The 16,158-nt window shown below is 32.4% G+C and carries 16 protein-coding genes and 1 pseudogene; 10 read left to right on the plus strand and 7 right to left on the minus strand.

Annotation, left to right across the window (positions count from 1 at the left end; all coding sequences use genetic code 11):
- Positions 1 to 105: 105 nt before the first annotated feature.
- Genes arfB through FLACHUCJ7_RS07090 form a run of 4 tightly spaced genes read right to left on the minus strand, consistent with a single transcriptional unit; the run spans position 106 to position 3,957 of the window.
- Positions 106 to 510, minus strand: a complete 405-nt coding sequence (arfB, locus tag FLACHUCJ7_RS07075; protein ID WP_078227214.1) for an alternative ribosome rescue aminoacyl-tRNA hydrolase ArfB — start codon at positions 508 to 510, stop codon at positions 106 to 108.
- Positions 510 to 2,624, minus strand: coding sequence for a DUF4301 family protein (locus FLACHUCJ7_RS07080; RefSeq protein ID WP_180908407.1), 2,115 nt, complete (start codon positions 2,622 to 2,624; stop codon positions 510 to 512). Before FLACHUCJ7_RS07080 ends, arfB begins: the two co-directional genes overlap by 1 nt.
- On the minus strand, positions 2,585 to 3,208 hold the full coding sequence (pnuC, locus tag FLACHUCJ7_RS07085) for a nicotinamide riboside transporter PnuC (RefSeq protein ID WP_180908408.1): 624 nt from the start codon (positions 3,206 to 3,208) through the stop codon (positions 2,585 to 2,587). Before pnuC ends, FLACHUCJ7_RS07080 begins: the two co-directional genes overlap by 40 nt.
- 20 nt (positions 3,209 to 3,228) lie before the next feature.
- Positions 3,229 to 3,957: a geranylgeranylglyceryl/heptaprenylglyceryl phosphate synthase gene (locus tag FLACHUCJ7_RS07090; RefSeq protein WP_180908409.1), complete on the minus strand. Its 729-nt coding sequence runs from the start codon at positions 3,955 to 3,957 to the stop codon at positions 3,229 to 3,231.
- A 93-nt stretch (positions 3,958 to 4,050) separates the two neighbouring features.
- On the opposite strand from FLACHUCJ7_RS07090, the gene FLACHUCJ7_RS07095 reads away from it, so the two are divergent.
- The 3 genes from FLACHUCJ7_RS07095 to FLACHUCJ7_RS07105 all read left to right on the plus strand — a co-directional run bounded on the left by FLACHUCJ7_RS07095 (position 4,051) and on the right by FLACHUCJ7_RS07105 (position 5,406).
- Entirely contained in the window at positions 4,051 to 4,647 is a 597-nt protein-coding gene (locus tag FLACHUCJ7_RS07095) for a Crp/Fnr family transcriptional regulator (RefSeq protein ID WP_078227963.1), read from the plus strand.
- 82 nt (positions 4,648 to 4,729) lie between these two features.
- The gene (locus tag FLACHUCJ7_RS07100; protein ID WP_078227210.1) at positions 4,730 to 5,017 is read left to right on the plus strand and encodes a hypothetical protein; all 288 of its coding nucleotides are present in this window, start codon (positions 4,730 to 4,732) and stop codon (positions 5,015 to 5,017) included.
- Positions 5,014 to 5,406: a group III truncated hemoglobin gene (locus FLACHUCJ7_RS07105; protein ID WP_180908410.1), complete on the plus strand. Its 393-nt coding sequence runs from the start codon at positions 5,014 to 5,016 to the stop codon at positions 5,404 to 5,406. Before FLACHUCJ7_RS07100 ends, FLACHUCJ7_RS07105 begins: the two co-directional genes overlap by 4 nt.
- Positions 5,407 to 5,591: 185 nt before the next feature.
- Here FLACHUCJ7_RS07105 and FLACHUCJ7_RS07110 read toward each other — a convergent pair whose 3' ends face one another.
- On the minus strand, positions 5,592 to 6,242 hold the full coding sequence (locus tag FLACHUCJ7_RS07110; RefSeq protein WP_180908411.1) for a 4'-phosphopantetheinyl transferase family protein: 651 nt from the start codon (positions 6,240 to 6,242) through the stop codon (positions 5,592 to 5,594).
- A gap of 277 nt (positions 6,243 to 6,519) precedes the next feature.
- Between FLACHUCJ7_RS07110 and ahcY the strand changes: the two genes are divergently transcribed.
- From ahcY to FLACHUCJ7_RS07145, 7 genes and pseudogenes are all read left to right on the plus strand, one after another.
- Positions 6,520 to 7,836 carry an adenosylhomocysteinase gene (ahcY, locus tag FLACHUCJ7_RS07115; protein ID WP_078227207.1) on the plus strand — a complete coding sequence of 439 codons (1,317 nt, stop codon included), beginning with the start codon at positions 6,520 to 6,522 and terminating at the stop codon, positions 7,834 to 7,836.
- A gap of 137 nt (positions 7,837 to 7,973) precedes the next feature.
- A complete protein-coding gene (locus FLACHUCJ7_RS07120; RefSeq protein ID WP_078227206.1) occupies positions 7,974 to 8,447 on the plus strand; it encodes a hypothetical protein in 474 nt (157 codons plus the stop codon).
- A 301-nt stretch (positions 8,448 to 8,748) separates the two neighbouring features.
- Complete coding sequence (locus FLACHUCJ7_RS07125; RefSeq protein WP_180908412.1) at positions 8,749 to 9,828, plus strand: WG repeat-containing protein; 1,080 nt, start codon at positions 8,749 to 8,751, stop codon at positions 9,826 to 9,828.
- 265 nt (positions 9,829 to 10,093) lie between these two features.
- A complete protein-coding gene (locus tag FLACHUCJ7_RS07130; RefSeq protein ID WP_180908413.1) occupies positions 10,094 to 10,936 on the plus strand; it encodes a bifunctional helix-turn-helix domain-containing protein/methylated-DNA--[protein]-cysteine S-methyltransferase in 843 nt (280 codons plus the stop codon).
- A 144-nt stretch (positions 10,937 to 11,080) separates the two neighbouring features.
- Positions 11,081 to 11,794 carry a 2OG-Fe(II) oxygenase gene (locus FLACHUCJ7_RS07135; RefSeq protein ID WP_078227203.1) on the plus strand — a complete coding sequence of 238 codons (714 nt, stop codon included), beginning with the start codon at positions 11,081 to 11,083 and terminating at the stop codon, positions 11,792 to 11,794.
- Positions 11,795 to 11,869: 75 nt separating this feature from the next.
- Positions 11,870 to 12,061, plus strand: a pseudogene (locus FLACHUCJ7_RS25530) (Ada metal-binding domain-containing protein); the annotation flags it as partial.
- 39 nt (positions 12,062 to 12,100) lie between these two features.
- Complete coding sequence (locus tag FLACHUCJ7_RS07145) at positions 12,101 to 12,709, plus strand: alpha-ketoglutarate-dependent dioxygenase AlkB family protein (RefSeq protein WP_219634070.1); 609 nt, start codon at positions 12,101 to 12,103, stop codon at positions 12,707 to 12,709.
- 175 nt (positions 12,710 to 12,884) lie between these two features.
- Here FLACHUCJ7_RS07145 and FLACHUCJ7_RS07150 read toward each other — a convergent pair whose 3' ends face one another.
- Both FLACHUCJ7_RS07150 and gldJ read right to left on the minus strand, forming a co-directional pair.
- On the minus strand, positions 12,885 to 14,171 hold the full coding sequence (locus tag FLACHUCJ7_RS07150; RefSeq protein ID WP_180908415.1) for a UDP-N-acetylmuramoyl-tripeptide--D-alanyl-D-alanine ligase: 1,287 nt from the start codon (positions 14,169 to 14,171) through the stop codon (positions 12,885 to 12,887).
- Between the two features lie 115 nt (positions 14,172 to 14,286).
- On the minus strand, positions 14,287 to 15,972 hold the full coding sequence (gldJ, locus tag FLACHUCJ7_RS07155; RefSeq protein ID WP_031454364.1) for a gliding motility lipoprotein GldJ: 1,686 nt from the start codon (positions 15,970 to 15,972) through the stop codon (positions 14,287 to 14,289).
- Positions 15,973 to 16,158 lie beyond the last annotated feature (186 nt).

Below are 16,158 nucleotides of genomic sequence, written 5' to 3' on the forward strand. Positions count from 1 at the left end.
TTAGAGCACCCCTTTGAGACGGTGCAAATGTAATATTAAAATATTTAAAACTCCAAAAAAGAAATTCCAAATTCCAAAACGACCGAGAAAGAATGTTTTTGGAATTTAATCCAATTTTGGTTTCTTTCGTGATTGTTTTATTTCAGAAATATTTTTCTTGTCCTTAATTCTCTTTTTAATCACCGATTTAGGAATTTTAGTTTCCTTTCGAACCTTAGGAACAAATAATCCCTTTTTGATGATTTCTACAAATCGTTTCGTAACAATCTCTTTATTTTTAAACTGGCTTCGGTCTTCATCACAATTTAAGATTAGAATATTTTCAGAAGTTAATCTTGTCGATATATTCTCTTTTAAAAGTATTTTTTCATCATCGGATAAAGCCTGAGAATCATTCAAATTAAAAGTCAGTACAATTTTTGAGGAAACTTTATTTACGTTTTGGCCACCTGCCCCACTGCTTCTTATGGCTTTAAAGCTTAATTCTGATATGATTTTTTCTAAATCCATTATTGTGGTTGATGTGCTGGCTTTAATAAATCATTTACCGTTTTAACCGGATTAAAAGTAATCAACGGAACCGCAACAAAAATAGTTAGCCAGTTTGACATTCCACCGTTCCATAATCCCGGTAACTCATAATTTTTAACTATTTTACCTTCGGCGCTTTTTTCTACAATGAATCCTGTATTATGATCTACAAAATCTGCCAGATTAAACTGCTCTCCTTTGTAATTTTTAGTCCCGCAAACTAAATCCACCGGGTTAAAATGGGTTGCATCCTCTAAAATTGATTTTTGTTTTTTGTTGGTTAAATCAACTTGTGAACTTTCTACAATTTGCAGTGAAACATCTCCTTTGTCATTTCTGATCCAAAAAGGCCCTCCACCTGCTTCACCTTCATTTTTAACCATTCCACAAACCCGAATTGGTCTGTCGAGAAGTTCTTTTATTTTACTTATTTTATTTTCATAAGTAAACTTATTAAAATCGTTAGTCATTTCGATGCTGAGATTTTGCATTAAAAACTCAACTATCTTGTCAATATCCTCTTCTTTAATCTGCTCCTTTTCTATAGCATTCAAATAGCCAAAAACTTTTTGTTGTGTTGCTATTAAAACTCCTGCCAGCCCTTTTTTACAGAGTGTCGTTTTATCAATATTATTCTGGATAACATTGTCTATGTTTTTTATGAAAATAATATCCGCATCAATTTTATTAAGATTTTCAATCAATGCTCCGTGTCCTCCAGGCCTAAAAATGAATGATCCTGTTTGACTTCTGAAAACATTATCCTTTACATCAACCGCAATAGAGTCTGTACGTTTGTTTTGGTAAGAGAAACTAATATTGATTTGAGTACCTGATTCTGACTCGATTTTTTCTTTTACTTCTGCAATAGCTTTTTCAAATAGTTCCTGATGTGCTTCTGAAACTGTAAAATGTAAATTAGAAGTATTATTTGTCGCAGCATAATGCACACATTCGTTTAAATGTTCTTCTATTGGATTTGCAATATGCGTTTTATATTTATGGAAAGGCAACACCGCTTTTGGTTTATTTGCAAAATCAAAATAATCAGGAGATAATAATATTTTTATGAAATAATAATTTTTATAATCCCTGTCTAAAGTATCAAAATTGGGATAAATTACTTTTAGTTGTTTATAAACGGCATCAAAAAAAGGAAACTTATCCATTGCAACAATAAAAATAGACAAATCTTTATCTTTTTTTCTATTAATATAAGAGTTAATTGTTTCTTTTTCGATATCATAAGTATTCAAAAAAGCAATTAAAAATTTAAACATCCGGGTTGCTGCACCTGAAGCGGGAATAAATTTACATATTTTAAAATTCTCCTTATGAATATCAAAAAAACTTGCTTTTTCTTCAAAATCAGCAGTTGACAAACTTAAAATTCCGTTATCCAATGTTGCTGGACTTATTAAATTGCTTTTAGAAATCCCTTTTTTAAAAATATTAAGTTGTTTTAGTATTTTTTCGAAAGGTATTCCATGATTATAAATTTCCACAAAATCAGCAGATGAAAACCCTCTTTTTTTAGCAATTGTCAGATTATCGATAATCGCAGTCGCTTTTACTAAACGACTTTCTCTATCACCGGAAATAGTAATAAATGGCTTTTTATTATCAATTAAAGTTTGCTTAAAGACAGAAAAAACAGTTTCTCTTTTATTTGGATTGTCGCGAATATCGTCTTTTTCCCAGGGAACATCAATATCTGTCAGAAAAAATAAATCGTACTCATGTGCTAAGGCAGCTTCATTTAAAAGTGGATTACAGGCACCATAATAGACCTCAGAAAAGACTTTGGTCACCATTAAATTAGTATCGCAAAACAGATATTTTTGAGCAGTTTCCAGTTTTTCATTTTCTAATGCTACTTGTCCATACGCAATTGGCATCATATCTCCTTCAGTACAAATCTGCTTATTTTCTCCCCATTTTATCTGCAAATAATCACGTGCGAACTCAGGAACCCACTCCGTTTCATAATAATCCGCGAGCTGTTTTGCCAATGTGGTTTTCCCTGTGCTTTCAGGTCCAAATAAGGCAATTTTTATAATATTTGTTTTTTGCTGTCTAAGATTTTTCTCCATTCTAAATAAGCTGAAATAGCTAAAATTGTAAAAATTAAATACTGAAGTGACAACATTCCTAATCCTCTGTAGGCATAAAGTGGCACAACAATAATATCACCAATAATCCAAAGTGTCCAGTTTTCGATTTTTTTCTTGGCCATATACCACATTCCGGCAAAAAATATTCCTGACGAAATCATATCGACATAGTTGTCATTTTTAATCTCATAATCAAAATATTTATAAATACCGAAAACTACAAAAATGGTTACAAAAAACAATAAAATTCCTATGATTTTTTCATTATCATTTGTTCTTGTAATGGGTAAATTATCTTCAACAGTTCCTCCCTTTGCCCAAACATACCATCCATAAATACTCATAATAGAAAAATATCCGTTGATAATCATATCCCCAATATAACCGGCAACATACAACAGATAAACCGAAATTACAGTCGCTATTAAGCCAGTTGGATATACCCAGATATTCTCTTTTTTTGCAAACCAAACACTCAATATTCCGCAGACAAACACCAAAAACTCTAAAGCGATATGCCATAGCGGTGCATTTTTATAACTGTCTAAAAAAAAATCAATCATCTTGATTAGTATCTGGTTGTTTATAGTTCAAAAAAATGGCTATTGTTTTCGAAAGCAGTTCCAATTACGACTAAATCTGCACCCGCATTATAAGCATTTTGAATTCCTTCTAAATTTACGATTCCTCCACCAACAATTATAGGTATTTGGATATTTTGGGCAATTAGCTGAATCATTTCCAAGGGCACTGCATTCTTTGCTCCGCTTCCGGCTTCTAAATAGATTAATTTATTCCCTAACATTTCTCCGGCCTGGGCTGTTGCCAAAACTAAATCAAAATCTTTTCGATTAAGGGGTTTTGTTTTACTAACACGTGCTACTGCTGTTTCATTCCCGCTCTCAATTAAAATATAACCTGTTGAAATTACTTCAAGATTGGTTTTTTTGAGAATAGGTGCTGCCTGAACCTGATATTCTATTAAATAATCAGGATTTCTGCCAGACAATAATGACAGAAACAAAATAGCATCAGCCTGAGGTGAAATCTGCGAAGGATCTCCCGGAAATATAATAACGGGCAAGTTTGTTTTTTGTTTTAACTGTCTAATTAAATCTTCTAAAATTGTAGCCTGAACAATGCTGCCTCCTACAAAAATATGGGTTGCGGGAGACTGGTTTATTTTATCTAATAAATGATTTAAATTTTTCCATACAATTTTATCAGGATCTAAAAGAATAGCCAGTAATTTCTGCCCCTCTTTTTTAGCCTTCAAAATTTGTTTGTGTATGTTGAGTAATTTTTGCTGCATAACAGCCGTAAAAGTAAAAGTTTTTTAATGCAGAAGAACTATTTGAATGAATTATATTTGTGTAATGGCGTTAGTTCAACAAATGAAACAATTATGATTACAGCTGAATTATTAGAAAAATATGGTGCTCTGAAGAAATTCTTCAATAAAAACGAAGTCATTTTTGACGAAGGAAATCTACCTGCTTATTATTATCAAATTATTTCAGGCGAAATAAAAATGAGTAATTATAATGATGATGGACGAGAGTTCATTCAGGGAATATTTTATAAAGAACAATCTTTTGGAGAACCTCCGTTGTTCCTGAATCAAAAATACCCTGCCAATGCTATTGCAGTTGAAAACAGCGAAATTTTTCTTCTTTCAAAGTCAAACTTCTGGAAACTTCTGGAAGAAAACTCAAAAATCAGCATTAAAATAATCGAAAATCTGGCACAGCGACTGTATTATAAATCGGTTATGGCTGCTGAAATCTCTACCCAGGAACCAGAGCACAGAGTTTTGAAATTAATCGATCATGGTATCGCTTATTTCAATTTTCAAAAAGATAAAAATGGCTATCTCATCAATTTCACCAGACAGCAAATTGGAGATCTAACAGGTTTACGTGTCGAAACCATCATCAGAACCATAAAAGCACTGGAGAAAAAAGGCGAATTGAAAATTATAAACAGAAAAGTATACCGATAAAAAAGTTTTCGTTTTATGATTTAAGTCATAAAATGCAGCGGTATTGTGCATGTACCTTTGTTGATATAAAAAACTCAATATCATGACACTATATCAAACAACATTCGACATTTTCAATAAAAACTATATGGGTTCTGCTGCAATGGCAGTAATTGGACAAAGCTGTTTAGGAGGTGCTGCAGCTATGTATGTTTTGGCTAACGGAACTTCAATTCCGCAAATGATTCAATTGGCTATAGTTGTTTTAGCTTGTATCTTTGTAAATACTTCAATTTTGGCTCAAATGAAACACAAAGTTGTTTTTAATCTTTTAATTCTGAGTTCAATTTTAAGTGTATTATTTATTTTAATAAACACCCTTTTTCTGTGAAAAAACAAATAGAAGATAGAAATGACATTACTCTTTTAGTGCATCAGTTCTATTCTAAAATAAGAGCCGATTCAGCAATCGGCTTTTATTTTAATGATATAATAAAAGACTGGGACGCACATCTCGAAAAGCTGACTGATTTCTGGGAGATGAATTTATTTGGAGTAAAAAAATATAATGGGAATCCGCTGGCTGTCCATAATGAAGTTGATGCTCATTTTGATGGCAGAATTACCTCTAATGAATTTGGGATCTGGCTAAATCACTGGTTTCAGACCATTGATGAATATTTTGAAGGCGAAAATGCTGATACTCTCAAAAGACGCGCCAGAAAAATGAGCACTTTTTTGTATATGAGTATGTTTGAAAATCGAAAAAAAGGAAATTAAGCTTAAATAACTCAAGACAAAGTATGTCATTTCGACGTAAGGAGAAATCACACTAGAAGCTCCACAAAGCATGACTCCAATCTTTGTCGAATCCCGCATGTGATTTCTCCTTACGTCGAAATGACAGAATTGTGGTTATTCTTAAATATGCTAAGATTGGAATTTGTGATTTTTATATTGAATTTTCACTTTTCAAAAGCATAAACCAAAGTAAACTTACCCTCAAAATTATCAGATTCTATTTCCTGATAATGAACGTTAAAATCTTTTATCAAATTATCAAAATGAAGACTTGCCTGAGTGTGAGATTCCTCTAAAGAAAAATCATCAACCAAAATATGATCTTTAAAACTGATTCCTTTTTCATTTCTGATTTTAAAGATTGCTTCTTTGGCTCCCCAGATTACAGTAAGTTTTTTTATATACTCTTCTGTAGACAAGACATCTAAATAATCCCATTCATAATCGGTAAATTTATCTGCAATTCTCTGAATTTTTTCCCGCTGTAACTCCATATCAATTCCAACCGTTTCGTGACTAATAATTATTGCCGCAAAATGATAGGAATGTGTTATAGAAATATAATTATGACAATCGAAATACGGTTTTCCGAATTCGTCATAATGCAAATCTTTATCTCTAAAACCCATTTCCTGAATCAGCATACGAACGCTCAAGAAGGCGCGTTGATGCATTTGAGATTTCATTCCATCCAGTCTCCTCTGCGTTTTCTCTTTTAAAACTACTTTGCTTTTTAGTTCATCAAAAGATTCGGTGATTTCCCAAATTAAAATTCGGGTGTTTTCATTGCATTGTATGGTCTGAAATAGAGGCATTCTTTTTTAAAATTATGAATTATAAATAATTTTCTTTGAAACAAAACTTCTTATTGACTGCCTGTTCTTTCTAGCCCTGATGGGAACGGCATCCTTTTGTGGCGGCGTTCGCCATAAAAGATATAGTGAACAGCAGGATTAGCTTCTAAAAAACATTAATCAACTAATACACTAAAGATTAACAAATTAAACATTTCACAAATCTTACTGAAAGTAGTAAAAATAAAAAGCTATTCCTTAAATTTGCAAAAATTTTACAATTACAAATATACTATAAATGAGTACAACGACTACGCCTTATGTGGCTTTCAAAGTAAAAGACATTTCTCTGGCTGCCTGGGGAAGAAAAGAAATCGAACTGGCTGAGGCTGAAATGCCAGGTTTAATGGCACTTCGTGCTGAATACAAAGACGAACAACCTCTTAAAGGTGCTCGTATCGCCGGATGTTTACACATGACGATTCAAACTGCTGTTTTGATCGAAACTTTAATTGCTCTTGGTGCAGAGGTTACCTGGTCATCTTGTAACATTTTCTCTACTCAGGATCAGGCTGCTGCTGCTATTGCTGCTGCGGGAATTCAGGTTTATGCATGGAAAGGTCTTGATGAGCAATCATTTGACTGGTGTATTGAGCAGACTTTATTCTTTGGTGAAGACAGAAAACCATTGAACATGATTTTGGATGATGGCGGAGATTTAACGAATATGGTTATTGACCGTTTCCCAGAATTGGTTCCTGGAATCAAAGGATTGTCTGAAGAAACTACAACTGGTGTTCACAGATTATACGAAAGAGTAAAAGCAGGAACGCTGCCAATGCCTGCAATCAACATTAACGACTCAGTAACTAAATCTAAATTTGATAACAAATACGGTTGTAAAGAATCGGCAGTTGATGCGGTTCGTCGTGCAACTGACTTGATGTTAGCTGGAAAAAGAGTTATCGTTTGCGGATACGGTGACGTTGGAAAAGGAACTGCTGCTTCTTTTAGAGGTGCAGGATCTATTGTAACTGTTACTGAAATTGACCCAATTTGTGCTTTACAAGCTGCAATGGACGGTTATGAAGTTAAAAAATTAAACACTGTAATTGCTAATGCTGATATCATCATTACCACTACAGGAAACAAAGATATCGTTCTTGGAGAGCACTTCGAGCAAATGAAAGACAAAACTGTTGTTTGTAACATCGGACACTTTGATAACGAAATTGATATGGCATGGTTAAACAAAAACCACGGTGCATCTAAAATCGAAATCAAACCTCAGGTTGACAAATATACTATCGCTGGAAAAGATATCATCATTTTGGCTGAAGGTCGTTTAGTAAACCTAGGTTGTGCTACAGGTCACCCAAGTTTTGTAATGAGTAACTCATTTACAAATCAAACTTTGGCACAAATCGAATTATGGAACAACAGTGCTGCTTACAACAATGACGTTTATATGTTACCAAAACATTTAGATGAAAAAGTTGCTGCTTTACACTTAGCTAAATTAGGCGTTGAACTTGAGGTTCTTCGTGACGATCAGGCTGCTTACATTGGTGTTGATGTTAAAGGCCCGTTCAAGCCGGAGTATTACAGATACTAGATTAGTGAATAGTCATTAGTAAATAGTGATTAGACAGCTTTCAAAATAACTCAAAACCCTTGCAGAAATGTGAGGGTTTTTTACTTTTGTAGGTCTATTTCAAAATATAAGTTTCTTTTTGAAAACAAAACCAAATTATGAGATTACACCTAATTACATTAATAATATTATTGCCACTTTTTGTAACTGCACAAAATTTCAATCCGCCAAAATACACACCTCCAACACAAAATGAGATGTTTCCGTGGATGTATGATCGTCCAAAACCGCAGAAAGTAGAAATCGTAAAACCTTATTCCCGAAATAGCATTGAAAACGCAGAAGCCAAATTAGCAAAAGAAGAACGAAAATTAAAAAAACTAGGCAATAAAGTATGGGATATAGAAGCTGATTTAAAAATCAAAATCAAAAATTTACAGCATCTGGAAAATACACCACAGAATAGTAATGACTCCAATCGCCAAAAAAACATTGAAAAATGTAAAAAAGAAATAAATGAATCTCAAGACAAACTAAATAATGCAAAAATTGAACTGGAGTTAAGTTCAAAAAGAGCAGAAGAGCTTGAAAAAGCTGTGGAAGATGCTAAATTTATAAGAACAGAATACTAAACTTGAACATAAAAAAAGCATTACTCCTTTTAATGACCGTATCTTTAGGATTCTGCGTTACGATATCTAAAAAAACAGAAAATATTTCTATTTCAAGCAACTATCCATGGCTACAATCAAAATTTTTTAAATATTAATTCCTACAAACATTCTAAATTTGACCACAATATTTCTCTGGATTTTGGAGTAAAATTTTCTCCTAATAAAAATAAACGTCGTTAATTACTACAGTGATTTTATGCGTTCAAATATTTTTATTTTCAAAAGCTCAACTTATATTTACTGTATATCCTTTTTTTAAATGAAACAAATTATTTTCTTTATTATTTTCCTGTTTATAAATTGTAAATCATTTGCACAAAACAAGGACATCTGGACTGCATTTTGGGACAAAGACACAACCCATATTGGCTTTAAAGATCAAAAAGGCACGATTAAAATTAAACCAAAATTTATGGGAATGACCACAGCTCATAAATTTGAAAATATTATTGCAGTAACAGAGGAGTATAATAACAGTTGGAAAAGTTATTATTTAACCAAAACTGGAAAAATAGTTGGCCTCGACAGTTTATATGTTTTTGACAATAGCCCAGACTGCGAAAATGAAGGCTTTATTCGTTTTAGAGATCCCAAAACAGACAAAATGGGAATGTATAACGGTGATGGAAAAATTGTAATTCCCGCTGATTATAGCAATTTAACCAAAGTTAAAAACGGAATGTTGATTGCCTTAAAAGATGCTAAAAAAGAAATCGATGGTGAGCATTTTTTCTGGACTGGAGGGAAAGAATTTCTAATTAATACCAACAATAAAATTCTGATTGAAAATTTTCCTTATAATGATGAACTGAATTTCTATTCTTTAGAAAAATCAAAAGAAAAAGGCAAAGATGAAACAAGAGAATATTTCTTGAGTGTCGAAGGCCAATATTATTCTTTCAACAATTATGAAAAAGAATTTACATATTGGCTCAAGAACACTTTACTTTCAGATTTATCCAAAACTAATTTAGAAAAACATTCTTTTGACAAAATCATCTATTGGAAAGAATCAAACGGGTGGATTAGTGAATCAAAAATTAAATTTATAAATCAGAATTATACTTATTTAAAGTTAAAACTTCAGGAACTGAAAAATCCAAAGACAGATTATTTTGTCTCTTCCAACGGACTCAATCAGTTTATTTTTGAATCAAGTGAATACGCTTTATATTTCAACAATTGCAATGAATCGAAAGAATGGCAATATCCAGTCAAAAGCATTGTAATTAATCCAAAAAACAAAACCGATCACGGACAAGATCATTTTGAATTTCTCCGAACTGAAAATGGATATAAATTAACAAGTGTTTCTGCTGCGAAAGATAATCTTAAATGATTTTTAGTCTTTAATTTTAATATTCAAGCGCATTCATCTCAAGCTACAAAGACGCAAAACTTAAATTTTCACTAATATTTGCAGGGTTACTTACAAAGGCTCTCCCTTCATCAAATTGACGAAAAAGCTTTAGCCTTTGCTACTTTGCAGGCAAAAAACAACGTACTTTGCATACACACTTTAGAACACTTCATTAAAAACAGAGCAAGTTTCGGATTTTATTCCTTGTAAAACCAATCGATATTTGTATTCTAAACTGAAGAAGATGAACACACAGGAAAACATCAATTATAATCGTATTGCCGAAGCTATAGATTATATCAAAACAAACTTTAAAGATCAGCCAAATCTTGATGATGTTGCTCAGAAAATAAATTTGAGCCCATTTCACTTTCAGAGACTTTTTAGCGAATGGGCAGGCACAAGTCCGAAGAAATTTTTGCAGTATACAAGTCTCGAACACGCCAAAAAGTTATTAAAAAAAAATCAGGCAACCATTTCTGAAACCGCTTTTGAAACCGGACTATCCGGAACAAGCCGTTTACATGATTTATTTATAAATATTGAAGGAATGACACCGGCAGAATACAAAAATGGCGGAAAAAATCTAAACATTAATTATAGTTTTGCCGAAAGTCCGTTTGGCAATATTATTGTAGCTTCTACAGAAAAAGGTATTTGCTTTATGGCTTTTGCCGAGAGTGAAGCATTAGGTTTTGAAAATTTAAATCACAAATTCCCAAATGCTGTATTTAATAGAAAACTAGATCTAATTCAGCAAAATGCGTTGTTCATTTTTCAAAACGACTGGAGCCAGTTATCTGAAATCAAACTGCATTTAAAAGGAACTGATTTCCAGTTAAAAGTTTGGGAAACGCTGCTAAAAATCCCAATGGGACAGCTTTCTACTTATATTTCTATTGCCCAGCAAATCGAAAAACCAAATGCTTCACGTGCTGTCGGAACTGCAATTGGCAGCAATCCTGTAGCCTTTTTAATTCCATGCCATCGTGTGATTCAATCTTCTGGAATCTTTGGGGGCTATATGTGGGGAAATACCAGAAAAACAGCTATTATTGGCTGGGAAGGCGCACAGATAAACCCTTAATAAATTCATATACATATATTTTAGAAACACACTGTAGTGCGTATAATGAATGTTTCGTAATCATTGCTGTTGACAATCTATACGTAGACACACCGTAGCGTGTCTTAACAATAAAATGAAATTCAAATACCAAAAAACTTCTTTATGCCAAATATACAATCAAAAATTGCTTCTCAAAACTGGGAAAGCATCACTGAATCTATGCACAAAAATGGCTTTGCAATTCTTGCAAACATTCTGAGTAATAAAGAATCCCAAGCTTTAAAAATGAATTATTCAAACCCAGATTTATATCGAAAAACGGTTGTTATGAAACGCTATCGATTTGGTTTGGGAGAGTACAAATATTTCAATTATCCGCTACCTGATTTGATTCAAAATATTCGAACTTCGATTTATTCAAAACTTGCTCCGATTGCTAATTCCTGGATGAAAGTTTTGAATATTAATACCGTTTTCCCTCTTACGCATCAGGAACTATTAAAACAATGTCATGACAATAATCAATTAAAAGCAACCGTTTTAATTCTAAAATATGGGAAAAGTGGTTTCAATACTTTGCATCAGGATTTATATGGCGATGTTTATTTTCCAATGCAAATTGTACTTTTTCTAAATGAACCTGATGAAGATTTTACCGGTGGTGAATTTGTTTTGACGCAGCAAACACCGAGAGCACAATCAAAAGCCATTGTTTTAAAACCTAAAAAGGGAGATATTTTGATTTTTACTACTAATTTCAGACCTGTAAAAGGCACAAAAGGATATTATCGTGTGAACATGAAACATGGTGTGAGTGAGATTCATTCTGGTCAAAGATATACATTAGGCATTATATTTCATGATGCACTTTCTTAAATCATAAATCTATGATATATCCTGTACAGATACACTTCAATACATCTCTACGACAAAAACACCTATAAAACTATAATGATACGACATTGTAAAATTTCAGATATCGATCTTCGAAATAAAATTAAAAAAGGCGAAATTTGCTTTGGTGGAAACCGAAAATTAAAAATCTACGGAACTCTAAAATGTTCTTCGGGAAAAAGAATGAAACGTGAGAATCGTGTTTTCTTTTTATCTGAAAATGAAGCTAAAGAAAACGGTTTCAGACCATGCGGGCATTGTATGAAAACCAATTATCAAAACTGGAAAATGGACTTATTTAATCCCCAGACAGATGAAAATACGAATTTGCTTCCGAAAGATGGAACGGTGAATTATTATGGAAAATTGTTTTCGAAATCCGAATCTGATTTTTATCGTGATACATTTCTGAACAGCATTGAATGGAAAAATGACGAAGCCATTATCTTCGGAAAATTAATTTTGACTAAAAGAAAAGTAGCCTGGTACGGCGATCAGGAATTTGAATACACGTATTCTAATACTACAAAAAAAGCTTTGACCTGGACTGCTGAACTTTTAGAATTAAAGAAAATCATTGAAGAAAAAACTGGAGAAACTTTCAATTCCTGCCTCTTGAATTTATATCATTCTGGTGAAGAAGGAATGGCATGGCACAGCGATGCTGAAAAAGATTTAAAGAAAAACGGTGCGATTGGCTCGGTAAGCTTTGGAGCAGAACGTAAGTTTGCTTTTAAACATAAAGAAACCAAAGAAACGGTTTCTTTAATTTTAGAACATGGTAGTGTATTGGTTATGAAAGATGAAACTCAAACACATTGGCTACACCGTCTTCCTCCAACAAAAACTACTTCAAAACCAAGGGTAAATCTAACTTTTCGAACAATTGTTGGGTAGCTTAAATTTGAATTTTAGTATTAATGCATTAAAAAGTAAAACTTAATGACAAAGAAATCTTTTTATTTACTTCTTTTTTGCTCGTAACATTCTCATACAAACAAAACTAATTTTTTAATTTTCGATCAGACCTTAAATTTTAAATCTAATTTAAGGTCTTAATTTAATCCCTATATTAAAGAAAATCCAAAGTTCTTTCTAACGCCATACCACGTGATCCTTTAATCAATATGGTACTTTTTACTTTAAATTTATTATCTCTTAAGTATTCGGAAAAATCTTCAAAAGTTTCAAAAAAATAAAGATTTTCTTTAGAAATACGATTTTCATAAAATGATTTTCCAATCAAATAACAAACAGATTTATCCTGACCTTCCAAAGAATCAACAATAACTTTATGCTCGTGCTGACTTTCACTTCCAAGCTCAAACATGTCGCCTAAAATCATCACTTTATTTTGATTATCTAATTGTAAAAAATTAGTTATCGCCACAGCCATACTACTCGGGTTAGCATTATAGGCATCCAGAATAATTTCAAATGATTCTTTTTTTAATAACTGGGATCGATTATTGGTTGGAGTATAATTTTCAATTGCAGTTTTAATATCTCTGTCGTCAACTTTAAAATGATTTCCGATAGCAACTGCCGCATTAATATTATTGGCGTTATAAAGTCCAATCAAATTAGATTTTACAAAAAAATCATCATAATTAATCTCAACAAACGGATTTGCCTGAATCTCCTGAACGCTAATATCAGCAAGATTATTCTGCAGACCAAATGTGAATAATTTGATTTTTTTTGATTTTTCAACCTGAATAGGATCATCCAAATTAACAAAAGCCAATTTGTCGTTTTCAAATAAATATTTATACATCTCACTTTTTCCTTCAATCACACCTTCAACACCTCCAAAACCTTCTAAGTGAGCCTTTCCAAAATTTGTAATATAACCATAATCAGGCTGGGCTATTGAACATAAAAACTCAATTTCTTTTTTATGATTAGCTCCCATCTCTACAATTCCAATCTCAGTTTCACTTGTAAAAGATAATAAGGTCAACGGAACTCCAATATGATTATTTAAGTTTCCGACTGTTGCTTTTGTCTTATATTTTTGCGCCAAAACAACATTTATAAGTTCTTTTGTCGTTGTTTTACCATTACTTCCTGTCAATGCAACAATAGGAATTTTTAAATATTGTCTATGAAATTTTGCTAACTCCTGTAAAGTTTCTAAACTATTTTCTACCAGAATTGTCCTCTCGTCAATTATATATGACGGATTATCAATTATTACATACAAAGCCTCACGTTCAAGTGCTTCCTTAGCAAAAGTATTAGCATCAAAATTTTCTCCTTTGATAGCAAAAAAAATAGAATCTTTTTCAATTTTACGAGTATCAATTGAAAGAGATTTACATTTTAAAAATAAGTTATGAATTTCTTTAATATTCATTTTATAAGCAATTATTTAGATTATAAAAATAGAAAAAAACAATAAAAAAATTCCAAATTCCTTACTGAACGCAGCTTTGGAATTTGGAATTTTTTTATTTTGGAATTTCTAAAATTTAATTCCTTGGTGATTTTCTTCTTTCAGTTTTAGCACCTACTCTAGACATTGCACATCTGAATCCGATGTAGTCAGTTGCCATATCCTGAGGGAAGTATCTTCTTTGGGCAGGATCTAACCAGTAAGCTCTGTCTCTCCAAGAACCTCCTTTATAAACTCTTGCGTTATCGTTTATCAAAGTTGTTCTTTTACTTGAATTGTCATATTTTCTCACCATATTACCTAAACTATCTGTAGTAACATTGTGTATTGGAGAATTGTACATAGCTACTTTAGTACTGTCACCTGATTCAGAATCACCAAAGTCATAATATCTTGAAGATTGTTTATCACCATCTCTATAATTGATGTTATCACTTTTGCTGAAATTTTGTCTCAAATAAGTCTCATTTTCATCAACAGGAACACGAGCTATTTCTCCAGGTAAATTTGTAGCAACTACTTTACCATTGCTTAAAGTTTGGTATTTGATATTATCTTTTGTGATAATTTCTAACTTACCATCTTTACCAATTTTATTTTTAGCATATTGATTTCCTCTATAGTAGTTAAAATCATTTGCTTCGTTATCGATTATTGGTCTGTAAACATCGGCAACCCATTCTGCTACGTTACCAGCCATATCATATAAACCGAAATCATTTGCAGGATAACTTTTTACATTATTTGTAATATCTGCACCATCATCTGACCATCCGGCGATTCCACCGTAGTCACCATTTCCTTGTTTAAAGTTGGCCAATTGATCTCCTCTGTTTTTACGTTTTGCTGAACGAGTATAATCTCCAGACCAAGGGTATTTCTTTTGTCCTTTGTAAATATTATATTCTCTTTGTCCAACATCTGCAGCTGCTGCATATTCCCATTCAGCTTCTGTAGGAAGTCTGTATTCTGGCAAAATAACACCTGAAGAACGTTGTGCATAAACATTTTTTTGTTCTTCTACAGTACCATCTTTACCTTTTTTAGGTCTTCTTCCATTAGGGCTTTTCTTTAGAACTATTTCTTCATTTCCTCCATAAGAAGTAGATGGAGATGCAAGATAAGCTTCTGTATTAAACAAACTTTCAGCACTAACATCTTGTGTTTTGGCACCTCTTTTAATATATCTTTCTTTTTCTAAAACAGCTTCGTTAACACGGTCAGTTCTCCATTTACTAAATTCAACTGCCTGAATCCAATTAACACCAACTACCGGATAGTTAGCATATGCAGGATGTCTTAGATAATTATTTGTCATCGTCTCGTTGTATCCTAAACGATTTCTCCATACCAAAGTATCTGGTGATGCACCTGCATAAATATTTTTATAGGTTTCTTCTGTTGGTGGAAAAACTTTTTTCAGCCACTCAAGGTATTCCAAATACATACCATTGGTTACTTCTGTTTCATCCATGTAAAATGACTGAACGTGTTGTTGAGTTGGGGTGTTATTCCAATCATGCATAACATCATCCTGTACTTTACCCATAGTAAATGTACCTCCTTCAACGAAAACTAAACCAGGTCCAGCCTGTTGTTTTTTTCCTGCATTTCTAGCAGCCGTTCCATTTTGACTGTCAACGTCCCAACCTGTTGCTCTTGAAGCTCGGCTTGAACTTGATTTTTTGCTACAACTAGCCGTGCCCAACATCAATACTATTGACATCATTACTTGCAAGGCTACAATTTTGTTTACTTTCATACTCATTCTTAGGTGATAAATTTAGGTGCTGCAATATAATAATTAACATTTAATTAGCAACATGTGTTCTAATAATTTTATTTAGCTGTTTTTTACCAGAAAATAACCTATAGTTTCGAAACGCAAAAATATACTTTTTATTATTACTATAACATTAAATACTATATTTTTACTTACTAAAATATT

The sequence above is a fragment of the Flavobacterium salmonis genome, from assembly GCF_903819435.1.
GTDB lineage: Bacteria > Bacteroidota > Bacteroidia > Flavobacteriales > Flavobacteriaceae > Flavobacterium > Flavobacterium chungangense.